General features: G+C 36.9%; 18 protein-coding genes and 1 pseudogene. 8 read left to right on the top strand and 11 right to left on the bottom strand.

Annotation, left to right across the window (positions count from 1 at the left end; all coding sequences use genetic code 11):
• Nucleotides 1–46: 46 nt before the first annotated feature.
• The 3 genes from FJQ98_RS19000 to FJQ98_RS19010 are packed head-to-tail and all read right to left on the bottom strand — an operon-like array spanning nt 47 to nt 2,090.
• The gene (locus tag FJQ98_RS19000) at nt 47–469 is read right to left on the bottom strand and encodes a Fur family transcriptional regulator (protein WP_053595186.1); all 423 of its coding nucleotides are present in this window, start codon (nt 467–469) and stop codon (nt 47–49) included.
• A complete protein-coding gene (locus FJQ98_RS19005; protein ID WP_053595187.1) occupies nt 466–1,329 on the bottom strand; it encodes a metal ABC transporter permease in 864 nt (287 codons plus the stop codon). Before FJQ98_RS19005 ends, FJQ98_RS19000 begins: the two co-directional genes overlap by 4 nt.
• Before the next feature lie 14 nt (nt 1,330–1,343).
• On the bottom strand, nt 1,344–2,090 hold the full coding sequence (locus FJQ98_RS19010) for a metal ABC transporter ATP-binding protein (RefSeq protein WP_053595188.1): 747 nt from the start codon (nt 2,088–2,090) through the stop codon (nt 1,344–1,346).
• A 308-nt stretch (nt 2,091–2,398) separates the two neighbouring features.
• On the opposite strand from FJQ98_RS19010, the gene FJQ98_RS19015 reads away from it, so the two are divergent.
• Nucleotides 2,399–2,635, top strand: a complete 237-nt coding sequence (locus FJQ98_RS19015) for a Nif11 family protein (RefSeq protein ID WP_053595189.1) — start codon at nt 2,399–2,401, stop codon at nt 2,633–2,635.
• Between the two features lie 52 nt (nt 2,636–2,687).
• Here the strand turns inward: FJQ98_RS19015 and FJQ98_RS19020 are convergent, their stop codons facing one another.
• Nucleotides 2,688–3,581 (bottom strand): deoxyribonuclease IV, encoded by an 894-nt coding sequence (locus FJQ98_RS19020; protein ID WP_053595190.1) that lies wholly within the window; start codon nt 3,579–3,581, stop codon nt 2,688–2,690.
• 51 nt (nt 3,582–3,632) lie between these two features.
• Entirely contained in the window at nt 3,633–4,895 is a 1,263-nt protein-coding gene (locus tag FJQ98_RS19025) for a DEAD/DEAH box helicase (protein ID WP_201406506.1), read from the bottom strand.
• A 292-nt stretch (nt 4,896–5,187) separates the two neighbouring features.
• Here FJQ98_RS19025 and FJQ98_RS19030 point away from each other — a divergent pair, with 292 nt between their 5' ends.
• Nucleotides 5,188–6,243 carry a 2,3-butanediol dehydrogenase gene (locus tag FJQ98_RS19030; RefSeq protein ID WP_201406507.1) on the top strand — a complete coding sequence of 352 codons (1,056 nt, stop codon included), beginning with the start codon at nt 5,188–5,190 and terminating at the stop codon, nt 6,241–6,243.
• Nucleotides 6,244–6,452: 209 nt separating this feature from the next.
• Here the strand turns inward: FJQ98_RS19030 and FJQ98_RS26990 are convergent, their stop codons facing one another.
• The 3 genes from FJQ98_RS26990 to FJQ98_RS19045 are packed head-to-tail and all read right to left on the bottom strand — an operon-like array spanning nt 6,453 to nt 8,407.
• On the bottom strand, nt 6,453–6,941 hold the full coding sequence (locus FJQ98_RS26990) for a methyl-accepting chemotaxis protein (RefSeq protein WP_082340118.1): 489 nt from the start codon (nt 6,939–6,941) through the stop codon (nt 6,453–6,455).
• Nucleotides 6,942–6,955: 14 nt separating this feature from the next.
• Nucleotides 6,956–8,113: a methyl-accepting chemotaxis protein gene (locus tag FJQ98_RS26995; protein ID WP_053595194.1), complete on the bottom strand. Its 1,158-nt coding sequence runs from the start codon at nt 8,111–8,113 to the stop codon at nt 6,956–6,958.
• 51 nt (nt 8,114–8,164) lie between these two features.
• The gene (locus tag FJQ98_RS19045) at nt 8,165–8,407 is read right to left on the bottom strand and encodes a hypothetical protein (protein ID WP_201406508.1); all 243 of its coding nucleotides are present in this window, start codon (nt 8,405–8,407) and stop codon (nt 8,165–8,167) included.
• A gap of 422 nt (nt 8,408–8,829) precedes the next feature.
• Between FJQ98_RS19045 and vrrA the strand changes: the two genes are divergently transcribed.
• Both vrrA and FJQ98_RS19055 read left to right on the top strand, forming a co-directional pair.
• Nucleotides 8,830–9,393 carry a VrrA/YqfQ family protein gene (gene vrrA / locus FJQ98_RS19050; RefSeq protein WP_053595196.1) on the top strand — a complete coding sequence of 188 codons (564 nt, stop codon included), beginning with the start codon at nt 8,830–8,832 and terminating at the stop codon, nt 9,391–9,393.
• Between the two features lie 73 nt (nt 9,394–9,466).
• Nucleotides 9,467–10,435 carry a 4-hydroxy-3-methylbut-2-enyl diphosphate reductase gene (locus tag FJQ98_RS19055; protein WP_053595197.1) on the top strand — a complete coding sequence of 323 codons (969 nt, stop codon included), beginning with the start codon at nt 9,467–9,469 and terminating at the stop codon, nt 10,433–10,435.
• 227 nt (nt 10,436–10,662) lie between these two features.
• Here the strand turns inward: FJQ98_RS19055 and FJQ98_RS19060 are convergent, their stop codons facing one another.
• Nucleotides 10,663–11,364 carry a response regulator gene (locus tag FJQ98_RS19060; protein ID WP_082340120.1) on the bottom strand — a complete coding sequence of 234 codons (702 nt, stop codon included), beginning with the start codon at nt 11,362–11,364 and terminating at the stop codon, nt 10,663–10,665.
• 340 nt (nt 11,365–11,704) lie between these two features.
• Nucleotides 11,705–13,285: an ATP-binding protein gene (locus FJQ98_RS19065; protein ID WP_053595309.1), complete on the bottom strand. Its 1,581-nt coding sequence runs from the start codon at nt 13,283–13,285 to the stop codon at nt 11,705–11,707.
• A 111-nt stretch (nt 13,286–13,396) separates the two neighbouring features.
• Between FJQ98_RS19065 and FJQ98_RS19070 the strand changes: the two genes are divergently transcribed.
• The 3 genes and pseudogenes from FJQ98_RS19070 to FJQ98_RS27635 all read left to right on the top strand — a co-directional run.
• Entirely contained in the window at nt 13,397–14,446 is a 1,050-nt protein-coding gene (locus FJQ98_RS19070; RefSeq protein ID WP_053595198.1) for a TRAP transporter substrate-binding protein, read from the top strand.
• Between the two features lie 347 nt (nt 14,447–14,793).
• Nucleotides 14,794–16,059, top strand: coding sequence for a dicarboxylate/amino acid:cation symporter (locus tag FJQ98_RS19075; protein ID WP_053595199.1), 1,266 nt, complete (start codon nt 14,794–14,796; stop codon nt 16,057–16,059).
• 575 nt (nt 16,060–16,634) lie between these two features.
• Nucleotides 16,635–16,739: pseudogene (locus FJQ98_RS27635) on the top strand (IS3 family transposase); the annotation flags it as partial.
• Here FJQ98_RS27635 and FJQ98_RS19085 read toward each other — a convergent pair.
• Nucleotides 16,736–17,533 carry a CPBP family intramembrane glutamic endopeptidase gene (locus tag FJQ98_RS19085; protein ID WP_053595200.1) on the bottom strand — a complete coding sequence of 266 codons (798 nt, stop codon included), beginning with the start codon at nt 17,531–17,533 and terminating at the stop codon, nt 16,736–16,738. The pseudogene FJQ98_RS27635 and the gene FJQ98_RS19085 overlap by 4 nt on opposite strands.
• 265 nt (nt 17,534–17,798) lie before the next feature.
• Between FJQ98_RS19085 and FJQ98_RS19090 the strand changes: the two genes are divergently transcribed.
• Nucleotides 17,799–18,335 (top strand): tubby C-terminal domain-like protein, encoded by a 537-nt coding sequence (locus FJQ98_RS19090; protein WP_053595201.1) that lies wholly within the window; start codon nt 17,799–17,801, stop codon nt 18,333–18,335.
• Nucleotides 18,336–18,610: the final 275 nt, after the last annotated feature.

Raw genomic sequence — 18,610 nt, forward strand, 5'->3', positions numbered from 1 at the left:
ATTGTCATTGAAAATTTACAATAGTAAAAACTCAAACGAAATTAATTTACAAAGCTTCATGCTTACAATCTGGACACTTACCATAAATCTCAAATTTATGATTTTCAATTTCATAGTCTGGCAGCTTTTCTCCAAGCATTTCCATAGGGCAGAGATTTAGCTCCTTAACATTGCCACAGTCCATACAAATAAAATGATGGTGATGATGTTCAGATTCGCAATGCATACGGAAATTCCGTTCCCCAGATAACTCAGTTTCTTCTAGTATTCCAAGCTTCACAAACGTTGCTAGGTTGCGATAGATTGTATCAAAACTCATACCTGGAAAATCTTTTTTCAAAACATCTAATAAATCTCGAGCCGTTAAATATTTATCTGTTGCTGCAAACATATCTAATATTAATTCCCGCTTATCTGTTTTTTTAAAGCCGTTCTCTTTTAAAATTTCCCACGCTCTTGAAACATTCACTGTGCTACCTCCTCTTGCTTTGCAGCCATTCTAAATACTAATTTTTTTCCTAGTATTACAAGTAACAAAATTAAGATAGAAGTGACGACAATTGTACCACCAGGTGCTAAATCTAAATAAAAAGCACTGACTAGACCGATCAACACAGCCGTTTCGCCAAAGACAATTGCATAGATGATTGTTTGCTTAAAGCCCTTTGCAAGTCGCATTGCAGCAGCTACTGGTAACGTCATCAGTGAGGACACTAGTAAAATACCTACGATACGCATACTTGCAGCAATAACAAGTGCTGTCACAATCATAAATAAGAGATGAATCCAACGTGCAGGTAAACCGCTAGCTTTTGCATATTCCTCGTCAAAAGATAAAACAAAAAGCTCCTTAAAAAATAACAACAAAAAGATAATGACAACGGCAGCAATTCCCACCACTACCCATAAATCCTGACGTGACACAGCTGACACTGAACCAAATAAATAGCTCATTAAATCCGTGCTAAAGCCACTTGCAAGTGAGATAAAAATAGCACTAATACCAATCCCACCTGACATAATAATTGGAATAGCAAGCTCTTCATAGTGCTTATATAAACGTCTAAGACGCTCAATTAAAATCGAACCACTGACAGAGGCAAGTATGCCTAAATAAATTGGATTTAGCATTGCCAAGGCTGTAACAGATTGGCTGATATATAAGCTTCCCGCTATACCTGCGAGTGTCACATGTGACAAGGCATCTGCAATAAGCGAAAGCCTGCGAACGACAATAAAAACACCTAGCAGCGGTGCCAATATGCCAATTAATAGCCCAGAGAAAAAGGCATTTTGTAAAAATTCATAGTTAAAAATTGCTTCAATCATTGCGCCTTCTCCTTCTAGTGAATCTTTCTCACAGAATGGCCATACCAAGCATCGAGCGCATCCTGAGAAATTGTATCAAATTCATTTTTGTAACCATGGAAGTGTATAGTTTGATTTAAACATGCTACATGACTGATGCGGTTCGACACTGTATCAACATCATGTGTAACAAGAATCATTGTAATTCCCTGTTCCCGATTCAATTTCGCCAGCATATCATAAAATGACTGCACATTCTCATGATCAATGCCGACAGTTGGTTCATCTAATATTAGTAGCATCGGTTCACTGACTAAGGCTCTTGCAATAAAGACACGTTGCTGTTGCCCACCGGATAATTCACCAATATTACGATTCATAAAGGCTTCCATTCCAACAGCTTTTAATGCTTCTTGTACTTTTCCTTTGGCATCTCGTCCAGGTCTTTTAAATAGTCCTATTTTTTTTGATAATCCACTTTTCACTACCTCTTGGACGGTTGCTGGAAATCCTGAATTGAAGGCATTGGATTTTTGTGACACATACCCTATCCATTCACGATGCTTGAAAGTTGAACTTGGTTCACCAAATAGCTTTATTTCTCCAGACATTGGTTTTAATAACCCTAATATAATTTTTAATAATGTAGATTTCCCTGAACCGTTCGGACCGAGAAGTGCTAAAAAATCTCCCTCTTCTACACGAAAAGAGATATTTTTTAATACTTGCGTATAGTCATATTGAAATGACACGTTTTCAATGTTAATTAATGATTTTTTCATGCATCATCGCTTCTTTCTAATTCAAAATCATTACGATTTACAAGTTGTAAGTATAAATGAAAGTACCGTTTTTGTAAAGAGAATAAAATTGCTATTCTACTGTTTAATGTTCTAATAACAAGTTTCGAACCATTTAGATGTCTCTTTTGGCTGATCATAGTCTACACAAAGATTTTTATTTGAATCACGCTGTTTGTCATAGGCATTGATTCTAACACTTTTAAAGTAAGGGTTTTCATAGCTGTCACGGCGTTCACAAGAAGGGTTTCGTTTCAAGAAACTAAACAACTTTAAAAGGGGGATTGGCTTTGAGTATTCAATTTTTGCAGCAATTAGCACAAAGTAGTGATAAGGAAGTTGTTGCAATTGCTCGTGCTGAAGGATTTGAAATTACTACTTCTGAAGTAAAAAAACTTCGGCCTTATTTAGAGCAGTTCTCATTTTCTTGGCTCTTTTTAGGTATTCCGAAAGATATACTTGTAGAGGTTGAAGCTGTTTTAGGTAGAAAGCGTTCTAGACAACTAATCGCATTGTTTACTAAATAGAAAAAAGCCCGAAAATCAGTACTTATGCTAGCTGATTTCGGGCTATTTATTTCTATCCTCTTAGAGCATCGATTAACTCAGGTTTAAACTCTCCGTTATGGAGCATCTCAATCTCATGTTTATATGGAGCCGATTTTGATTTGGCATCACTATTTAATGCGACATATGGTGTTTCTAGGATTTTAGGAATCTCCATTAATTGTGGATGATGAACAACATAGTTTAATGCGTCAAAGCCAATATGGCCGAATCCTATATTTTCGTGACGGTCTTTTCCTGCACCACGAACATTTTTTGAATCATTGATATGCAAGACTTTGATACGATCAACACCTATTAATTTATCAAACTCATTTAATACGCCATCAAAATCTTCTACAATATTGTAGCCAGCATCATGAGTATGGCATGTATCAAAGCATACTGAAAGACGCTCATTATGTGTTACGCCATCTATAATTTTAGCAAGCTCTTCAAAGGAACGACCACATTCAGTTCCCTTCCCCGCCATTGTCTCTAATGCGATTTGTACAGGATAATCCTGTGATAGCACTTCATTTAAACCTTCAATAATCTTGGCAATGCCTGCGTCTGCTCCCGCACCTACATGGGCACCTGGATGCAAAACAATTTGTGTTGCTTCCAACGCCGCAGTACGTTCGATTTCAGTCTGTAAAAAATCTACACCAAGACGGAAAGTTTCAGGCTTTTCCGTATTCGCAATATTGATAATGTATGGAGCATGGACAACAATATTTGTCATGCCATGCTCTTTCATGTGTAGTAAACCGTTCATAATATTGAGGTCAGCAATTGCCTTACGACGAGTGTTTTGTGGTGCTCCTGTATAAATCATAAAGGTATTTGCCCCATATGAAAGGGCCTCTTTACTTGATCCGAGCAGCATTTCTTTTCCGCTCATTGAAACATGTGATCCAAGTAGCATTTGAATGCCTCCTTATTTTTTACCGCGAGCTTTTAAGCGACGTTCACGTTTTTAATTTTTTTCCATTTCCCATTTCATATTACGCTTGTAGCCTGGTTTTACTTTTTTCGGCTTACGAACTAATGCTTTTGCTTTCACATCGATTTCATTTTCATGCTTCACACGATTTTTACGTGCATGGCGATCTTTTAGTTCAGACCACTCGCCATCTTTTACATCTTTTTGAACCAATGGAATGCCCATTTTTTCAATACGTACTACTGCATCCTCATCTGATGGTTCAAACAATGTAATTGCAGTTCCTTTATTTCCTGCACGCGCTGTACGTCCTACACGATGGATAAAGAATTCTAAGTCCTCTGGAATTTCATAGTTGATGACGTGTGAAATTCCTTGAATATCAATACCACGTGCTGCAAGATCTGTTGCAACGATATATTGATAGTCCAAATCACGAATTTGTTTCATCATCTTCTTACGATCACGTGGACTTAAATCACCGTGTATTTGACCACAGCGAATCCCGTTTTCATTTAAAAAGCCCGCTACGTGCTCAGCTGTTTTACGTGTATTGGTAAAAATCACAGCTAAAAACGGGTTTATCCCTTCAATAACATCCAATAAACGTTTGTTTCGTGATTTAGAACGCACTGGTACAAGAACAAAGTCAATTCCTTCTGCGACTGGGCGTTTATCATTCATTTGGATATGAACAGGTGCGTCCATATATTTTTTTAAGAAAGGCTGAAGTTTTTCTGGAATTGTTGCTGAGAATACATACATTTCAAGCTTTTCTGGCATTTGGGAGGCGAAACCATCGATTTCCTCTATAAAGCCCATATCGAAGGCTAAATCTGCCTCGTCGACAACTAAAATTGGCGCAGTATGCACAAATAACGCTTGCGCTGAAACGAGATCACGAATACGTCCTGGCGTTCCAACAACAATTTGTGGTTGCGTTTTTAACTTATCAATGGAGCGTTGTTTGTCCGTACCCCCAATAAATAGTTTCGCTTGAATAGTTGTTCCTTCTATTAATTGATTTAACGCATCAAAAATTTGCTGAGCAAGCTCACGTGTAGGTGACGTAATAACAGCTTGTACTTCCTGCTTGTCAGGATTAATGCGTTGCACAATTGGAATTAAAAAACTATGTGTTTTTCCCGTCCCTGTATGTGCTTGTCCGATTGCACTCTTCCCTTTTAGTATTAGCGGAATAATTTCCTTTTGAATCGGCGTTGGTTCTGTGAAGCCAAGTTTTACAATTGCGTCCTGCAAAAATGGCTGAAAATTATAATCAGTATATTTTGACATAATTCGTTCCTCCTAACATCTTTCCCATTGTATCATGATTCGAACTTAAGGTATATTAACGTCCTATTATCTCAAGTTTGAACATTATTTTATACTTTAATCATATCTGTAGCGAAGCACTTATCAAAGTTACTCGAAATACTGTTAATATGCAATAAAAAAAGCGCTGCAATATCGTAGAAAAAAGCTAAGTATTAGTATTTTTTATGTCAATTTATTGATAACTAATGATTTGAAGAATTACCACATGTTATGATGAAAAATGTAAGATACTATAGGAGGTTGATTTATCATGAAAGCAGCAAGATGGTATAAAGCAAAAGACATCCGTGTTGAAAACATTGAAGAACCTGTAATTGCACCTGGAAAAGTGAAAATTAAAGTACATTGGACAGGGATTTGTGGTAGTGATTTACATGAATACGCAGCTGGACCAATCTTTATTCCCGTGGAACAACCTCATTATGTAAGTAAAGATATTGCCCTAATTGTTATGGGACATGAGTTCTCAGGTGAAATAGTAGAAGTTGGCGAAGGAGTTACAAAAGTACAAGTTGGAGATCCTGTTGTTGTTGAACCAATACTTGCATGTGGCGAATGTGCTGCTTGTAAAAAAGGTAAGTACAATATTTGTAAGCATTTAGGATTCCACGGTCTTTCTGGTGGTGGCGGAGGATTCTCTGAATATACAATGGTAGATGAAAAAATGGTACACAAAATGCCAGAGGGTCTTTCCTATGAACAAGGTGCACTTGTTGAACCTGCAGCAGTAGCATTACATGCAGTTCGTCAAAGTAAACTAAAAGCTGGTGATAAAGCAGCTGTCTTTGGAGTTGGGCCAATCGGGCTTCTTGTTATCGAAGCATTGCGTGCAGCTGGAGCAGCTGAAATTTATGCAGTAGAGCTTTCAGAAGAACGTGCTGCCAAAGCTTTAGAGTTAGGCGCAACAGCAGTTATTAACCCTAAAAATGAAGATGCAGTAGCCCGCCTACATGAATTAACAGATGGTGGAGTAGATGTTGCATTTGAAGTAACAGGTGTCCCTGTAGTATTACAGCAAGCAATTGATTCTACAACATTTGAAGGTGAAACAATTATTGTCTCTATTTGGGAATCTGAGGCTTCTATTCTGCCTAACAATCTCGTACTAACAGAGCGTTCTGTAAAAGGTATTATTGCTTATCGCGATATTTTCCCTGCCGTTATGGAATTAATGAAACAAGGCTACTTCTCTGCTGAGAAACTTGTTACAAAACGTATTGTACTGGATGAAGTGGTAACAGAAGGCTTTGAAGCATTAATGAAAGAACGAAATCATATTAAAATCCTTGTAAATTCACAAGCATAATTGATTATATAGAGACAGGTAGAGAAAATAGTTTCTCTACCTGTTTTTGATTTGTTATCGCACACGTGTTAATTAACTAAAATTATACAGTTTCTGGACAATTGAGGTCTCTATGACACATCAGGATTTCTTTCCCACTGCACATTGTCTTTTAAACGAAACACTCACAAACGTAGTTGTTGTTAATGATTCCACTACAGTCCACTATCTTAAATTTTAAATTTATTGATTTCTTCCTTCACGGACACCGCTTCTTCACTTAATGACTTTGCAACTGCATTTATTTCTTGAATAGTTGCAGCTTGCTCCTCTATTGTCGATGCAATTGTTTCAGATTGCTGTGCAGCTTGAATAGCAGAAGAAGACATTTCATTGACCGATGCTGCCATTTCTTCCGTACTCGCAGAAATTTGTTGTGTAGAAGCAGACACATCCTCGATTTGAGATGCCATATCACCAATCGCTTTTAAAATTCCATCGAAGGCATTTTGCGCATTTTGAATAAATGTGACACCCTCATCCACATTCAATACAGTTACACTTACTGCCTTTTCTACTTCCATCGTTTCTTGCTGAATAAGTGCGATTACATCCACTATTTGGTTGGCAGATGCTTTAGATTCCTCTGCTAATTTGCGTACTTCATCAGCCACGACTGCGAAGCCTTTACCATGCTCTCCTGCACGAGCCGCCTCAATTGCAGCATTTAGTGCTAGAAGATTTGTTTGCTATTAACGACTTCAGCCGATTGTGTGCTTAGCTTCTTAATACGTTCATTTGTTGTATTTGAAGATTGTTGGATAGTCGACATTTGGTTTTCTGCGACATGCAACGTTTTTTCACCATCATTTGCAATAGATTGTGTGTCTACTGCCTTAGAAAGAAGCATTTGAGTAGCCTCTGCAATACGTTGAACACCTTGGGCTGTTTCATCCATTGCTATCGAACTTTCACGACCAGTAGTAGCTGCTTGATTATCACTGGTTGCCATTCCCTCTACAAGGTTTGCAATATCATGAGAAGAATGTGAAATTTCGTCTGTACTTGCTGCTAATTGTTCAGCTGCTGATGTTGTATGCTCAACATTTGCGGTCATGCTATGTATAAGTGAATGTAAATTAGACTTCATCAAATTAAAAGAATCTGCTAAATCTTTAATTTCATCCTTTGTTCTGACTTCAATATCCTTTTGACATAAATCTCCTTTAGCAATTACCTTTGCTGCTGAAGTTAGCTTATTGACAGGAACAACGATGGAACGTGCGAATACAATCCCAACTACTATACAAATAATTAAAATAATGCAGAACATCCATAAGAACCACTGCTTATTATCATCAATAAGCTTTTCAACATTTGTTAATGAATTTTGTATTTCTGTAATGTTTTCTTGCTGGAACATATCTACTTTTTCATTAATCTCAACTGATGTAGTATCAAATTTTAGCATAATTTTATTCCCTAGCTCTGGTCCACCTTGAATATAGCTATTAGCCATTTTCTGGCCAGTGCTATAATACTCATCAAACGCTACTTTAATCCCATCTAATCTTTCCTGATATTTCGGATGCAAATTTTTCAGTTGCTCCAAATCCTGATAAAAAATTTTGCTATATTTTTCTGCTTGCTCAAATCCATCATCTAAATTATTGAGTGCTCTTGTGGCTCTAATATCCGTCAAATATTGCTGAACCTGTACAACCGACAACTTCATCTCATCTGCTAGTAACGTCGTTTGAAGTGTTTTTTCTTTTATTAAATGTACTTGCTCTTGTTGGGATTTGGCATTTTGTTGTTGAAGAATCCCCATAATTAAAACTAATAATACAATAAGACCAAATGACACTATACTTCTAACTTTAATTGTCACAGTATCCCCCCTATTTTTAACCTCTGCTATTTTAGTCTAACAAAAGGATCATCACCATAACGTGTGGTTGATTTCCGTTCCGACTGGGCGCTTTGTTGCTGTCGCTTCGCTTTCGCACAGATAAAATATTGTTGCTGTCGCTTCGCTTTCGCACAGATAAAATATTGTTGCTGTCGCTTCGCTTTCGCACAGATAAAATATTGTTGCTGTCGCTTCGCTTTCGCACAGAGCAAAGCTTCCTGGGGGCGTCCGATGAGCCGCTTCACTCGCGTTGCTCTCGCTCCAAGGTCTCATCTGTGACGCTAATCCCCAAGGAGTCGCCCAGCCTCCACTCCAATCAACTTATATATATGGCATACGTTTTCATCCACAACTTTTGGTGATGAGCCTAACAAAAACATATTAACAATTTATTTACATAAATGTAATACATATTAATTTGCTAACTTCAAAAATCACCATTTTCTATGGTGCATACACAACATTATACCTTTGCAAAGAGTAGGAAAAGTGAAAAATATATGTAGTTTTTAAGAATTTTCCCTACTTATTGACTACATCTGAAATGAGTAATAATTACGTGGATATAAAGGGATACCTTCACAATCGCCTTAGTTGTTTAATTGTGTGTGTCGAACGCTAACATAACCCTCTGCATATCATATCTATAATCAGGTATGTCATCAATGTCAAACAACTATTGAAAGGAGATCGTTATGGTATTTCGACCAACTTATCCGTTCTCAATGTATCCTGGTGGCATGAGGATGCCCATGCAAATGCCCATGCAACAAATGCCAATGCAACAAATGCCGATGCAAATGCCAACACCACAGATGTCACCGCAGTCCTTTTTACCGCCTGGAGGCTTCCAAAATCAACCACGAATTCCGGGTGGTTTTCCAATGTCCAGTGGAATAGGATCATTTGGAGGACAAATGCCAATGCCCATGCAGGAGCCTTCAAAAATCGGTTCATTTTTACAGCAGGCGAATAACTTATTTAACTCAGCGAAAACATATACACCTTACATTCAACAAGCAATGCCAATGGTAAAGAATATTCCGTCACTTTTAAAATTGTATAAAGGATTTCAAGGTCTCCCTGCTGCTGGAGCTGCAGCAGGAGCTGCCGCAGGGGCTGGAGCAGTAGCAGCTGAGGCAGCAGCTAGTGAAGGAGCACGTTCTACTAAAAGCCGAAAAGCGTCGCGGCAAAATGCATCATTCACTCCTCCTGATCCACTTCCATCTAAGCCACGTATTTTCCAGCCACCTATGTAGATGAACGTTTCTTTGTATTCGCCGCCCCTGTCCGTTATAATGTAGATAGGTAAGCTTGAAAGGAGTCACAACCATGCAAGTATTAAAAATTAATCCACGTGGCTATTGCTACGGTGTTGTTGATGCGATGGTTATCGCTCGAAACGCCGCACTTGATAAAACATTACCAAGACCTATCTACATTTTAGGTATGATCGTGCATAATAAACATGTCACAGATGCCTTTGAAGAGGATGGCATCATCACATTAGATGGCGAGAATCGTTTAGAAATTATTCAACAAGTTGAAACAGGCACTGTTATTTTTACAGCGCATGGTGTTTCACCTGAAATTCGTGAAATTGCAAAGCGAAAAGGCTTAGTATCCATTGATGCTACATGTCCTGACGTTACAGTTACACACGATTTAATTCGTGAAAAATCAGCAGATGGCTATGATATTATTTATATCGGTAAAAAAGGCCATCCCGAGCCAGAGGGAGCAATTGGTGTTGCACCAAATCATGTGCATTTAGTGCAATCATCCACTGATATTGATGCATTAAATTTAACAAATGATAAATTACTAGTAACGAATCAAACGACTATGAGTCAATGGGATGTCGCTCATTTAATGGATAGTTTAAAAGAGAAATTCCCACATATTGAAGTGCATAAAGAGATTTGTTTGGCAACACAGGTACGTCAAGAGGCAGTTGCTAAGCAAGCTGGGGAAGCCGATTTACTAATTGTTGTTGGTGACCCTAAATCCAATAACTCGAATCGTTTAACGCAAGTGTCTGTTGAAGTAGCAGGGACACCATCATATCGTATTGCAGACGTTTCCGAGCTAAAAATTGAATGGTTAAAAGGAATTAATTACGTCGCTGTTACAGCAGGTGCTTCAACGCCAACGCCTATTGTAAAAGAGGTTATTTCATTCCTTGAACAATTCGATGAAAATGATGAATCAACACAAATCATTAAGCGTACAGTTACAATAGACAAAATTTTACCTAAAATTAAAACGCCAAAGCCAGTCGAAAAAATTATGCCTTACTAACTAAAAAAACCTGATTGCCTATTTTTTGACAATCAGGTTTTTTTCACTGTAGAGGAAACTATAGATTTTAAGTTGTAGATAATCAAAGGCATCGTTTTCGTCTAGGCTAAAGCGCCACATCCTCGAGGTTGCTTCGATCCCCGGGCAAAAAGTGGTAGAGCGCTTACTTTTATTTCGGACTCTCCAGCGCTTGTCGGATGTAAACGAGCGCTTTAGCGCATTTGTTCTTATTTACTAAAATAATAATTGACTGGACGACCAATACCACCATAATGCACATCCATCGTAATTTCCTCTTGTTTTTCTAAATAGTCTAAATATCTTCTTGCTGTTACGCGTGCAATGCCTACACCACTGGCAACTTCTTCTGCCGATGCTCCTTCTACAGATTGCAAATAGTGCACAACTTTCTCAAGTGTTGCACGATTAAAGCCCTTAGGTAAACTTTTTTCTGACCGTAAGACATTTGATTGCTGAACCTCATTATGCCCGCCATGATAATGGAATAACTGATCAAGCTCCCCTTGTGTTAGCTCATGCTCTGTTTGCATTTGCTTTTTGAAGCGCAAATAATTTTCAAGTGTTCCTTGCACTCGTTCAAATGAAAAAGGCTTCATAATATAATCAAAGACACCAAGATGCAGGACTTGTTTTACAGTTTCCATATCATTAGCAGCTGTTACCGTAATTACATCTATGGGTAATTTGAGTTCACGGATTTTTCGTAAGCTTGTCACTCCATCCTGCTCTGGCATGAAAATATCCATAAATACTAGTTCTGGTTTAAGCTTACGAATTTGAGCAATCCCCTCAACACCATTTGAGGCTTGTCCAATGACTTCGAATCCAGCTACCTTTTCAATAAATTGGCGATTAACCTCTCGCACCATCGGATCATCCTCTATTAATAAAACCTTCATCTGTGCCACTGTTAGCCCTCCATACACTCTGTTCTATCTCTATATGTGCAAATTTCCACCTAAGGAAGCGTCAAACTGTTCCCATAGAGTTTCTCGCTTCTACTTCAAAATCAACTATTAATATTAAATCTCTTCATCACATGGGGTTGATTTCCGTTCTGACTGGGCGCTTTGTTGCTGTCGCTTCGCTTTCGCACAGATGCTGTCGCGCAGAGCAGAGCTTCTTGGGGGTGTCTGATGAGCCGATTCACTTGCGTTCCAAGGTCTCATCTGTGACGCTAACACACAAGGAATCGCCCAGCCGTAACGAAAATCAACTTATAAAAATGGCCTTGTGGTGACGAGCCCATTAAGTATGATAAAAAGTTATTAAAAAGCTTGTTCCCTTTTTCGGTTCACTTATGACCTCTATTTCACCCTGCCCTTTTTGTACAATTTCTTTTATTAAATAAAGTCCAAAACCTCGACCTTTTTTCTCTTTTGTTGAATAGCCATTATCAAAAATATGTGCCTTTACCTCATCTGTCATGCCTATACCATTATCCGTTACTAAGATTGCCAACACATCCTCATCCTCATCAACAGAAACGTGGATAATTTTTTCTTCCATCTGTACATCCCTTAATGCATCAAAAGCATTTTCAATTAAGTTACCAAATAAAATGACGAAATCATGATGATCTAAATTGTTAGGAAATGCTGTCAGACGACTTTCTCGGTCAATCTCCAATCGAATTCCCTGTTCTTTTGCATAGGAAATTTTACTAAGCAATAATCCTGAAATATTTTCATTTTTAATCCGTTCATTTAAAAAGTTTGTAATTTCATCATGTTCTTCTTTCACTTGTGTTAAGTAAGATAGTGCCTGTTCATGATGTCCAAGCTGTAAAAGACCAGCAATTGTGTGCAATTTATTTTTATGTTCATGTGTTTGTACGCGTAATGCTTGTACAAATGCCTTAACACCTGTTAATTCCTCTGCAAGCTTTTTCACTTCTGTACGATCCTTAAACATTGCCACAGCTCCGACTGTTTTTCCATTTACTTGTATAGGAATACGATTACTCATAATACTGTGATCATTAATATAGAGCTCTCGATTGAAAATGGGTTTATCCAGCTCCAAAATTTCAGGTAATCGTGTATCAGGTAACACGTCCATAATTTTCTTCCCTATTAATGTTGACGGTTGTTTGCGAACACATAATATTTCACATGCTTTTTCATTAAATATTGTAATTGTCAATTCATTATCAATGGCAATAATTCCTTCATGCATCGCGTTAAAGGTTTCTGTTCGCTCTACGTACATTTTAGCAATTTCATGGGGCTCTAGCCCAAACATTTGCTTTTTCATATGAAGTCCCAAGGTATGAGCACCCCATGCACTAAAGAAAATAGACAACAAAATTGTCATCATTAATTCTGTTTGAATAGATTGTAGTAATTCAGCAACAGTTAAAACACTATAGCCCACTACTACTACCCCTATTTGTTTTCCTTCATTATTCATGATTGGGACGAATGCTCGTACCATATCTCCATGTTCACCATGTGCAATCGATGTATAATAATGCTCAGCAAACGCTGCGTTTAGATCACCTGACTGCGAAACTTGACCGATTTCTTCTGTATTTGGATGTGAATACTTGCGTCTTTGCATATCAAGTACAACAATATATTGTGCGCCATTTATATCACGTATTTCTTCCACTACAGGATTAATGTGTTTAGTAGCCTCGTTAAAATTATTATTTGTAATGTAGGTTTTCAGTTCAGGGAGCTGTGATACGGTTTTTGCTACAAGCAAAGCCTGATTTCCAAGCTTATCCTTCTGCTCATTCATTACAAACCCTAGCAAAAATGTACCACCTATACTAAAGGAAAGCATGAGAATAAAAAAAGTCAGAGACATGATCTTTCTCTTCATCGATAATTTTTGAAATTTCAAGATGTACGCCTCCCTCTACTATATTTTAGCTTACTCCATATGTTAGAATAACAAAAACATCAGAAAATACGAATTAATTGGGTGTAATAGATGAAAAAATTTATTATTGGAACAATAGCAACCGTTTTACTGTTAACAATAGCGATTGGCGTTCAACAAGGCTTACTACTCAGCAAGCCTCTTCCTTATGATGATGAGCAAAAAGGCTTGGACACACAAATTACGATTCATTTAAGTCACGTTGTAGCTGAGAATACGCCAAAAGGACAGGCTGCAAGTAAATTCGCCGAGCTTGTTGAGGAAAAAACAAATGGTGAGGTAAAGGTACATGTGTACCCAAACTCCTCCTTGTTTAATGATGAAAATGAGTTTCAGGCTTTGCAAAATGGAGAAGTAGAAATGATTATCCCTACTTTTTCAAAGATGACTTCCTATCTACCAAATTGGCAGGTTCTTGATTTACCCTATCTTTTTAATACGGATGATGAAGTTCATGAGGTTCTTACAGGATCGATTGGAGAACAATTGTTAAATGAGCTTGAGCCTTTTCAAATAAAGGGTCTGGGCTTTTGGCATAATGGCTTTAAACATTTAACCTCTGTCGATCATCCTATTTATTCATTTGAGGATTTAAAAGGCTTACGTGTCCGTACAATGCCAAGTAAAGCTCTTGAAAAGCAATTCGAGGCTGTTGAGGCAACACCAATCCCGATTTCCTTTAGCGAGGTTTTTACTGATTTAGAGTCACATGCCATTGATGCTCAGGAAAACACAGCGTCAAATATTTATTCTAAAGGTTTTTACAAAGTGCAGAAGCATATGACATTAACAAAGCATGGGATTTTAGGATATGCTGTTTTAATGAATGAAAAATTTTGGAAATCCTTACCTTTAAAAATTCAAAAGCAAATTATGGCCGCTATGAAAGAAACAACAGACTGGCAATTTGAGCAAGCTGTACAAATGAACGAAAAAGATTTGCAAAAACTAGAACAACAAGATAACTTTGAAATTTATACAATGAGCAATCAGGAACGCCAACGCTTTAAAGAAAAGCTAAAACCTGTCTATGATTTTTATAGAAACAATGTACAAAACAATGATGCTTTATCGGAAATTGAAAAAATAGTTTCCCCTTAAAGTAAAATTTTGATTAGTGGGGTTTTCTTCATCCCCACTGATTATTGGCTGTCGCTACAAAAACATTTGCTGAATGAAGATAAATATTTTTGTTCATTAATGATAAATCCTCATGGTCGTGGGGGTTTTTTTCTTTTGTATTATAATAGATTCTAAAATTACGAAACTACTATAAAACAGCTTAGAACCCTTGATATCACTATGTTTACTTCCCTTCCAACTAAAAATGAACAAAATGAACAATAGAAACTTTACGGTCATAAAAACTATTGTCGGAAAATTTCAGCTATGATAACCACATGAAAGCGTTCACACAATATTCATAAATAGTGTAAGGGGAGAACTTTATGCGTATAAATTTTAAAAACTTAACAGTACAAGTCCTGATTGCCATTGTACTTGGTATTATTGTCGGTGCTGTGTTCCCAGAATTCGGAGCAAAGTTAAAAATATTGGCAGATATTTTTATTAAATTAATTAAAATGTTAATAGCACCTATCATTTTCTTAACGGTTGTTATTGGAATTGGTAGTATGGGCGATGTAAAAAAAGTTGGTAAAATTGGCGGGAAGGCATTAATTTATTTTGAAATTGTCTCTACTTTCGCACTAGCAATCGGCTTAATCGTTGTCAATATTGTACAGCCTGGTAAAGGCTTTAACACAGAGGCTGCAAACGGTGCAGATGTTTCCCAATATACAGAGGCAGCAGCCGCTACAGAGCATGGCATTGGTGCATTTATTATGCAAATTATACCTGATAATGTTGTCGGGGCACTTGCCAATGGAGAGTTATTACCTGTTTTATTCTCAGCTGTTTTATTTGGCATAGCTGCTGCTGCTATTGGTGAACCAGCTAAACCAGTTATTACATTTTTCGAACAAGTAGCAGATATTTTCTTTAAAATTGTTAATATGGTCATGAAGGTTTCCCCGATTGGTGCGTTTGGTGCTATGAGCTACACAATCGGAAATTTCGGTCTTAAATCACTTGGAAACTTAGGATTTTTAATGCTATCCGTTTATATTACAATGTTTATCTTTATCGTAGTAATCATTGGCCTTATTACACGTTACTTTGGATTCAGTATTTTTAAATTTATTAAATATATTAAAGATGAAATTTTTATCGTTATTGGAACATCATCATCAGAATCTGCACTCCCTTCGATGATGCGCAAATTAGAAAACTATGGTTGCTCGAAACAAGTAGTTGGTCTTGTTGTGCCGACAGGGTATTCCTTTAACTTAGATGGTACGTCTATTTACTTATCGATGGCAGCTATTTTTATCGCACAGGCTTATGGAGTTGATTTAGATATTTGGCACCAAATTACATTGCTTGCTATTTTAATGCTGACATCAAAAGGGGCAGCCGGTGTAACAGGCTCAGGCTTCATTACGCTTGCGGCAACGTTAGCAGCATTCCCTATGATTCCAGTTGAAGGAATTGCTCTTTTAATTGGGGTCGACCGCTTTATGTCAGAGGCTCGCGCCGTTACAAACTTAATTGGTAATGGTGTAGCAACAGTTGTCGTTTCAAAAATGGAAAAAGAATTCGATCCAGAACAAGAAAAACGTGCTCTTGCAGGGGAAGTCACAACCCAACAATAACAATTTCCCCTTGACGTTATTGCGTTCGGATTTTGAATTGTGCCGATGCACAATTCAAAATCCGTGACATCCGCTGGAGGTTTATCTTCATTCAGTGGGTGTGGAACTTATCAAGAGTAAATTATTAAAAATCCATTAACATCAATGCTTTTACTATAAGGACATGTATTTAATGCATTAAAATCAAACGGTGTTAAAATAATGTAAATAAAAAGCCTAATTCCTCTCTCTTTTTTAGCGAGGAATTAGGCTTTTGATCTACAATAATTGCGTCCGATAATGGATTAACTAGGGAGTCTAAAACAAGTTTTCACAAACCTCATTGACCTATGTCTAATTATTCAATAAGCATTGTCATTTTTCTACTGATGGTTTCCATTCCAAAAATCACATAGTGGCAACTTCCAAACATTTAAATCTAGATCAAATGAATTACTCTCTTTATTTTTAATGGTCCCGCCCAAATGCTTTTGTTTTAATATTTTCCTTATCAAGAAATTCTTCTATTTTTTTCTGTTCTCTGCCATTCACTACTTTACCTTTGTCAATTATTGATTTAATGTTTACTTTTGGGAGGAGCTCATTTCACTTCCCTTGAACAGCTCGCTCTTGAACTTGTTGATTATGTTCATTGGTTCAATAACATTCGAATTCACGGAACTTTATCGCCCTTTGATTAAAGGTTGCTAGACATTCTTTTATTTAATATGAACAAGCATATAATTAGAATTAAATTAACAACTAAAACGATGATACTACCTTCAATTTTATAGATGCCACCTGATATTAATGGATTTCCTTGAAACGTACTGTTTAAGAGATTCGGATAATCACTTGCCAAAGAAACACCCCCAAATATAATCGCTCCAATTGTATTCCAAGCAAAATGAGCAATTATTGGTGCTACTATTGTGCCCGTGTATTCTAATAGTAATGTTACAAGTATACTCATTGAAACAACATTAAGCACTGGGATAATACCTGCTTCAAATGCTCCACCGTGCATTGCAGAGAATAAAATAGTAGTTAAAGCGGTTGCCACAATTACATTATATTTTTGCTTCCATAATTGATATAGATAACCTCTCATCAACAATTCTTGCATTATAACATTCAATAGTGATGCCAAAATCCAAATCCATATGTAATCAATATTGTTTTGGCCTTGTATATTTATTGTCTTTGTAAGTAAAAGGACAGATACCACGCTACCCAACCATAAGACACCTATTACAACACCTATTAGAGAATTTTTAAAGAATCTTGAAGCTATGGGGATCTTAATTTTACCCTTTTCTATTACTGAAACAAAAATAATAGAAAATAAAACTACTAAAGCAAGTGGTACGAATTCCCACCATAATCGTAATAATGCCTGATTATTTGTTTCAATATCAGGCGTAAAAGAAATTAAAATTGCCCATCCAATAAAAAAGATAACTGTTTTTAAAATTGTACTTATTAACTTTTTCATTATTGATTCCTCTCCAATTACTGTGTATATTATTGAGTTTATATATTTTGCAAAATGGCCATTTTACGGAATTTTTTTTGTTATTTTCAACAAAAAATCTCCGTCATAATGCGAATTAAGGCGATGTCTTCTGCTTGTTCTTGTGTCATAATACTAAACTTATAGTTCATGGTCCCCCCTCGTCAAACTGTTTTACAAAATTTTTGTTGAAGGGTGAAACCTGGAGTAAAGCTTCCTCGTATAGTAAGTAGATTGGAGGCTATTTATGACTACATTTACCCTTACCTACCCAAAAGCTTTCGAGAGCTTTTCAAATATTCCTATTGTGAATGAACAAGATGAGATGGTTTGTGTGCTAGAAAAAGTTGAACGTTCATCTGTTGGAAAAATAATGAATGCTGTAATGCTAGTAGCTTCACAGCAATCATTACCACATCGTTATGAAACACGTACTACTTTAGGTGCACCTCTTTTTCAAGTGCAATTTACACCATTAACAAAGGGTGTTAGCCATCAGCTTATTATGCCAGATGGAACAATCTTACCTATACAACGGAAGACGGTTCAATTACTTGAATCTTCCTACTCTTTTACAATGGATGGACTCGCTTTTCGCTTTGAAAAGGATTTTACTTCAACCGCCTATTTATATTGCAATGATGAAAAAATAGCAAGTGCTACTAATATAGAAAATGAACTAGTGCGTACTGGTGTATCTTTTAAACTCTTTAACTCGGATGATACGCTTTTTGTCGCTTTACTTGCAACTCTGTATCAGGCAATATTCTCAATGAGTAATTAAAATATCACCATAACGTGGGGTTGATTTCCGTTCCGACTGGGCGCTTTCCTGGATGGTCCAGTTTCCACTCCAATCAACATATATACATGACATATGGTTTAATAAATGTCATCTCCGATTTTGGATGATGAACCATAAAACTCCTATTGTAAGGAGTTTTTTTGATATTAAAAATTATTAAGTAGCTTATTTACTGCTTCTACCACTACTGAAGGTGCATCATTAGACTTCATCGAATAAAAAAAAGCTGGTTCCACTACTGCTAGAATCATTCA

The sequence above is a fragment of the Lysinibacillus agricola genome, assembly GCF_016638705.1.
Taxonomy (GTDB): domain Bacteria; phylum Bacillota; class Bacilli; order Bacillales_A; family Planococcaceae; genus Lysinibacillus; species Lysinibacillus agricola.

Coding starts and splice junctions, on each gene's coding strand:
- FJQ98_RS19005 (WP_053595187.1), bottom strand. CDS start 1,329: ATGATTGAAGCAATTTTTAACTATGAATTTTTACAAAATGCCTTTTTC.
- FJQ98_RS19010 (WP_053595188.1), bottom strand. CDS start 2,090: ATGAAAAAATCATTAATTAACATTGAAAACGTGTCATTTCAATATGAC.
- FJQ98_RS19020 (WP_053595190.1), bottom strand. CDS start 3,581: ATGCTACTTGGATCACATGTTTCAATGAGCGGAAAAGAAATGCTGCTC.
- FJQ98_RS19025 (WP_201406506.1), bottom strand. CDS start 4,895: ATGTCAAAATATACTGATTATAATTTTCAGCCATTTTTGCAGGACGCA.
- FJQ98_RS19030 (WP_201406507.1), top strand. CDS start 5,188: ATGAAAGCAGCAAGATGGTATAAAGCAAAAGACATCCGTGTTGAAAAC.
- FJQ98_RS19045 (WP_201406508.1), bottom strand. CDS start 8,407: ATGAGACCTTGGAGCGAGAGCAACGCGAGTGAAGCGGCTCATCGGACG.
- vrrA (WP_053595196.1), top strand. CDS start 8,830: ATGGTATTTCGACCAACTTATCCGTTCTCAATGTATCCTGGTGGCATG.
- FJQ98_RS19055 (WP_053595197.1), top strand. CDS start 9,467: ATGCAAGTATTAAAAATTAATCCACGTGGCTATTGCTACGGTGTTGTT.
- FJQ98_RS19065 (WP_053595309.1), bottom strand. CDS start 13,285: ATGAAGAGAAAGATCATGTCTCTGACTTTTTTTATTCTCATGCTTTCC.
- FJQ98_RS19070 (WP_053595198.1), top strand. CDS start 13,397: ATGAAAAAATTTATTATTGGAACAATAGCAACCGTTTTACTGTTAACA.
- FJQ98_RS19075 (WP_053595199.1), top strand. CDS start 14,794: ATGCGTATAAATTTTAAAAACTTAACAGTACAAGTCCTGATTGCCATT.
- FJQ98_RS19085 (WP_053595200.1), bottom strand. CDS start 17,533: ATGAAAAAGTTAATAAGTACAATTTTAAAAACAGTTATCTTTTTTATT.
- FJQ98_RS19090 (WP_053595201.1), top strand. CDS start 17,799: ATGACTACATTTACCCTTACCTACCCAAAAGCTTTCGAGAGCTTTTCA.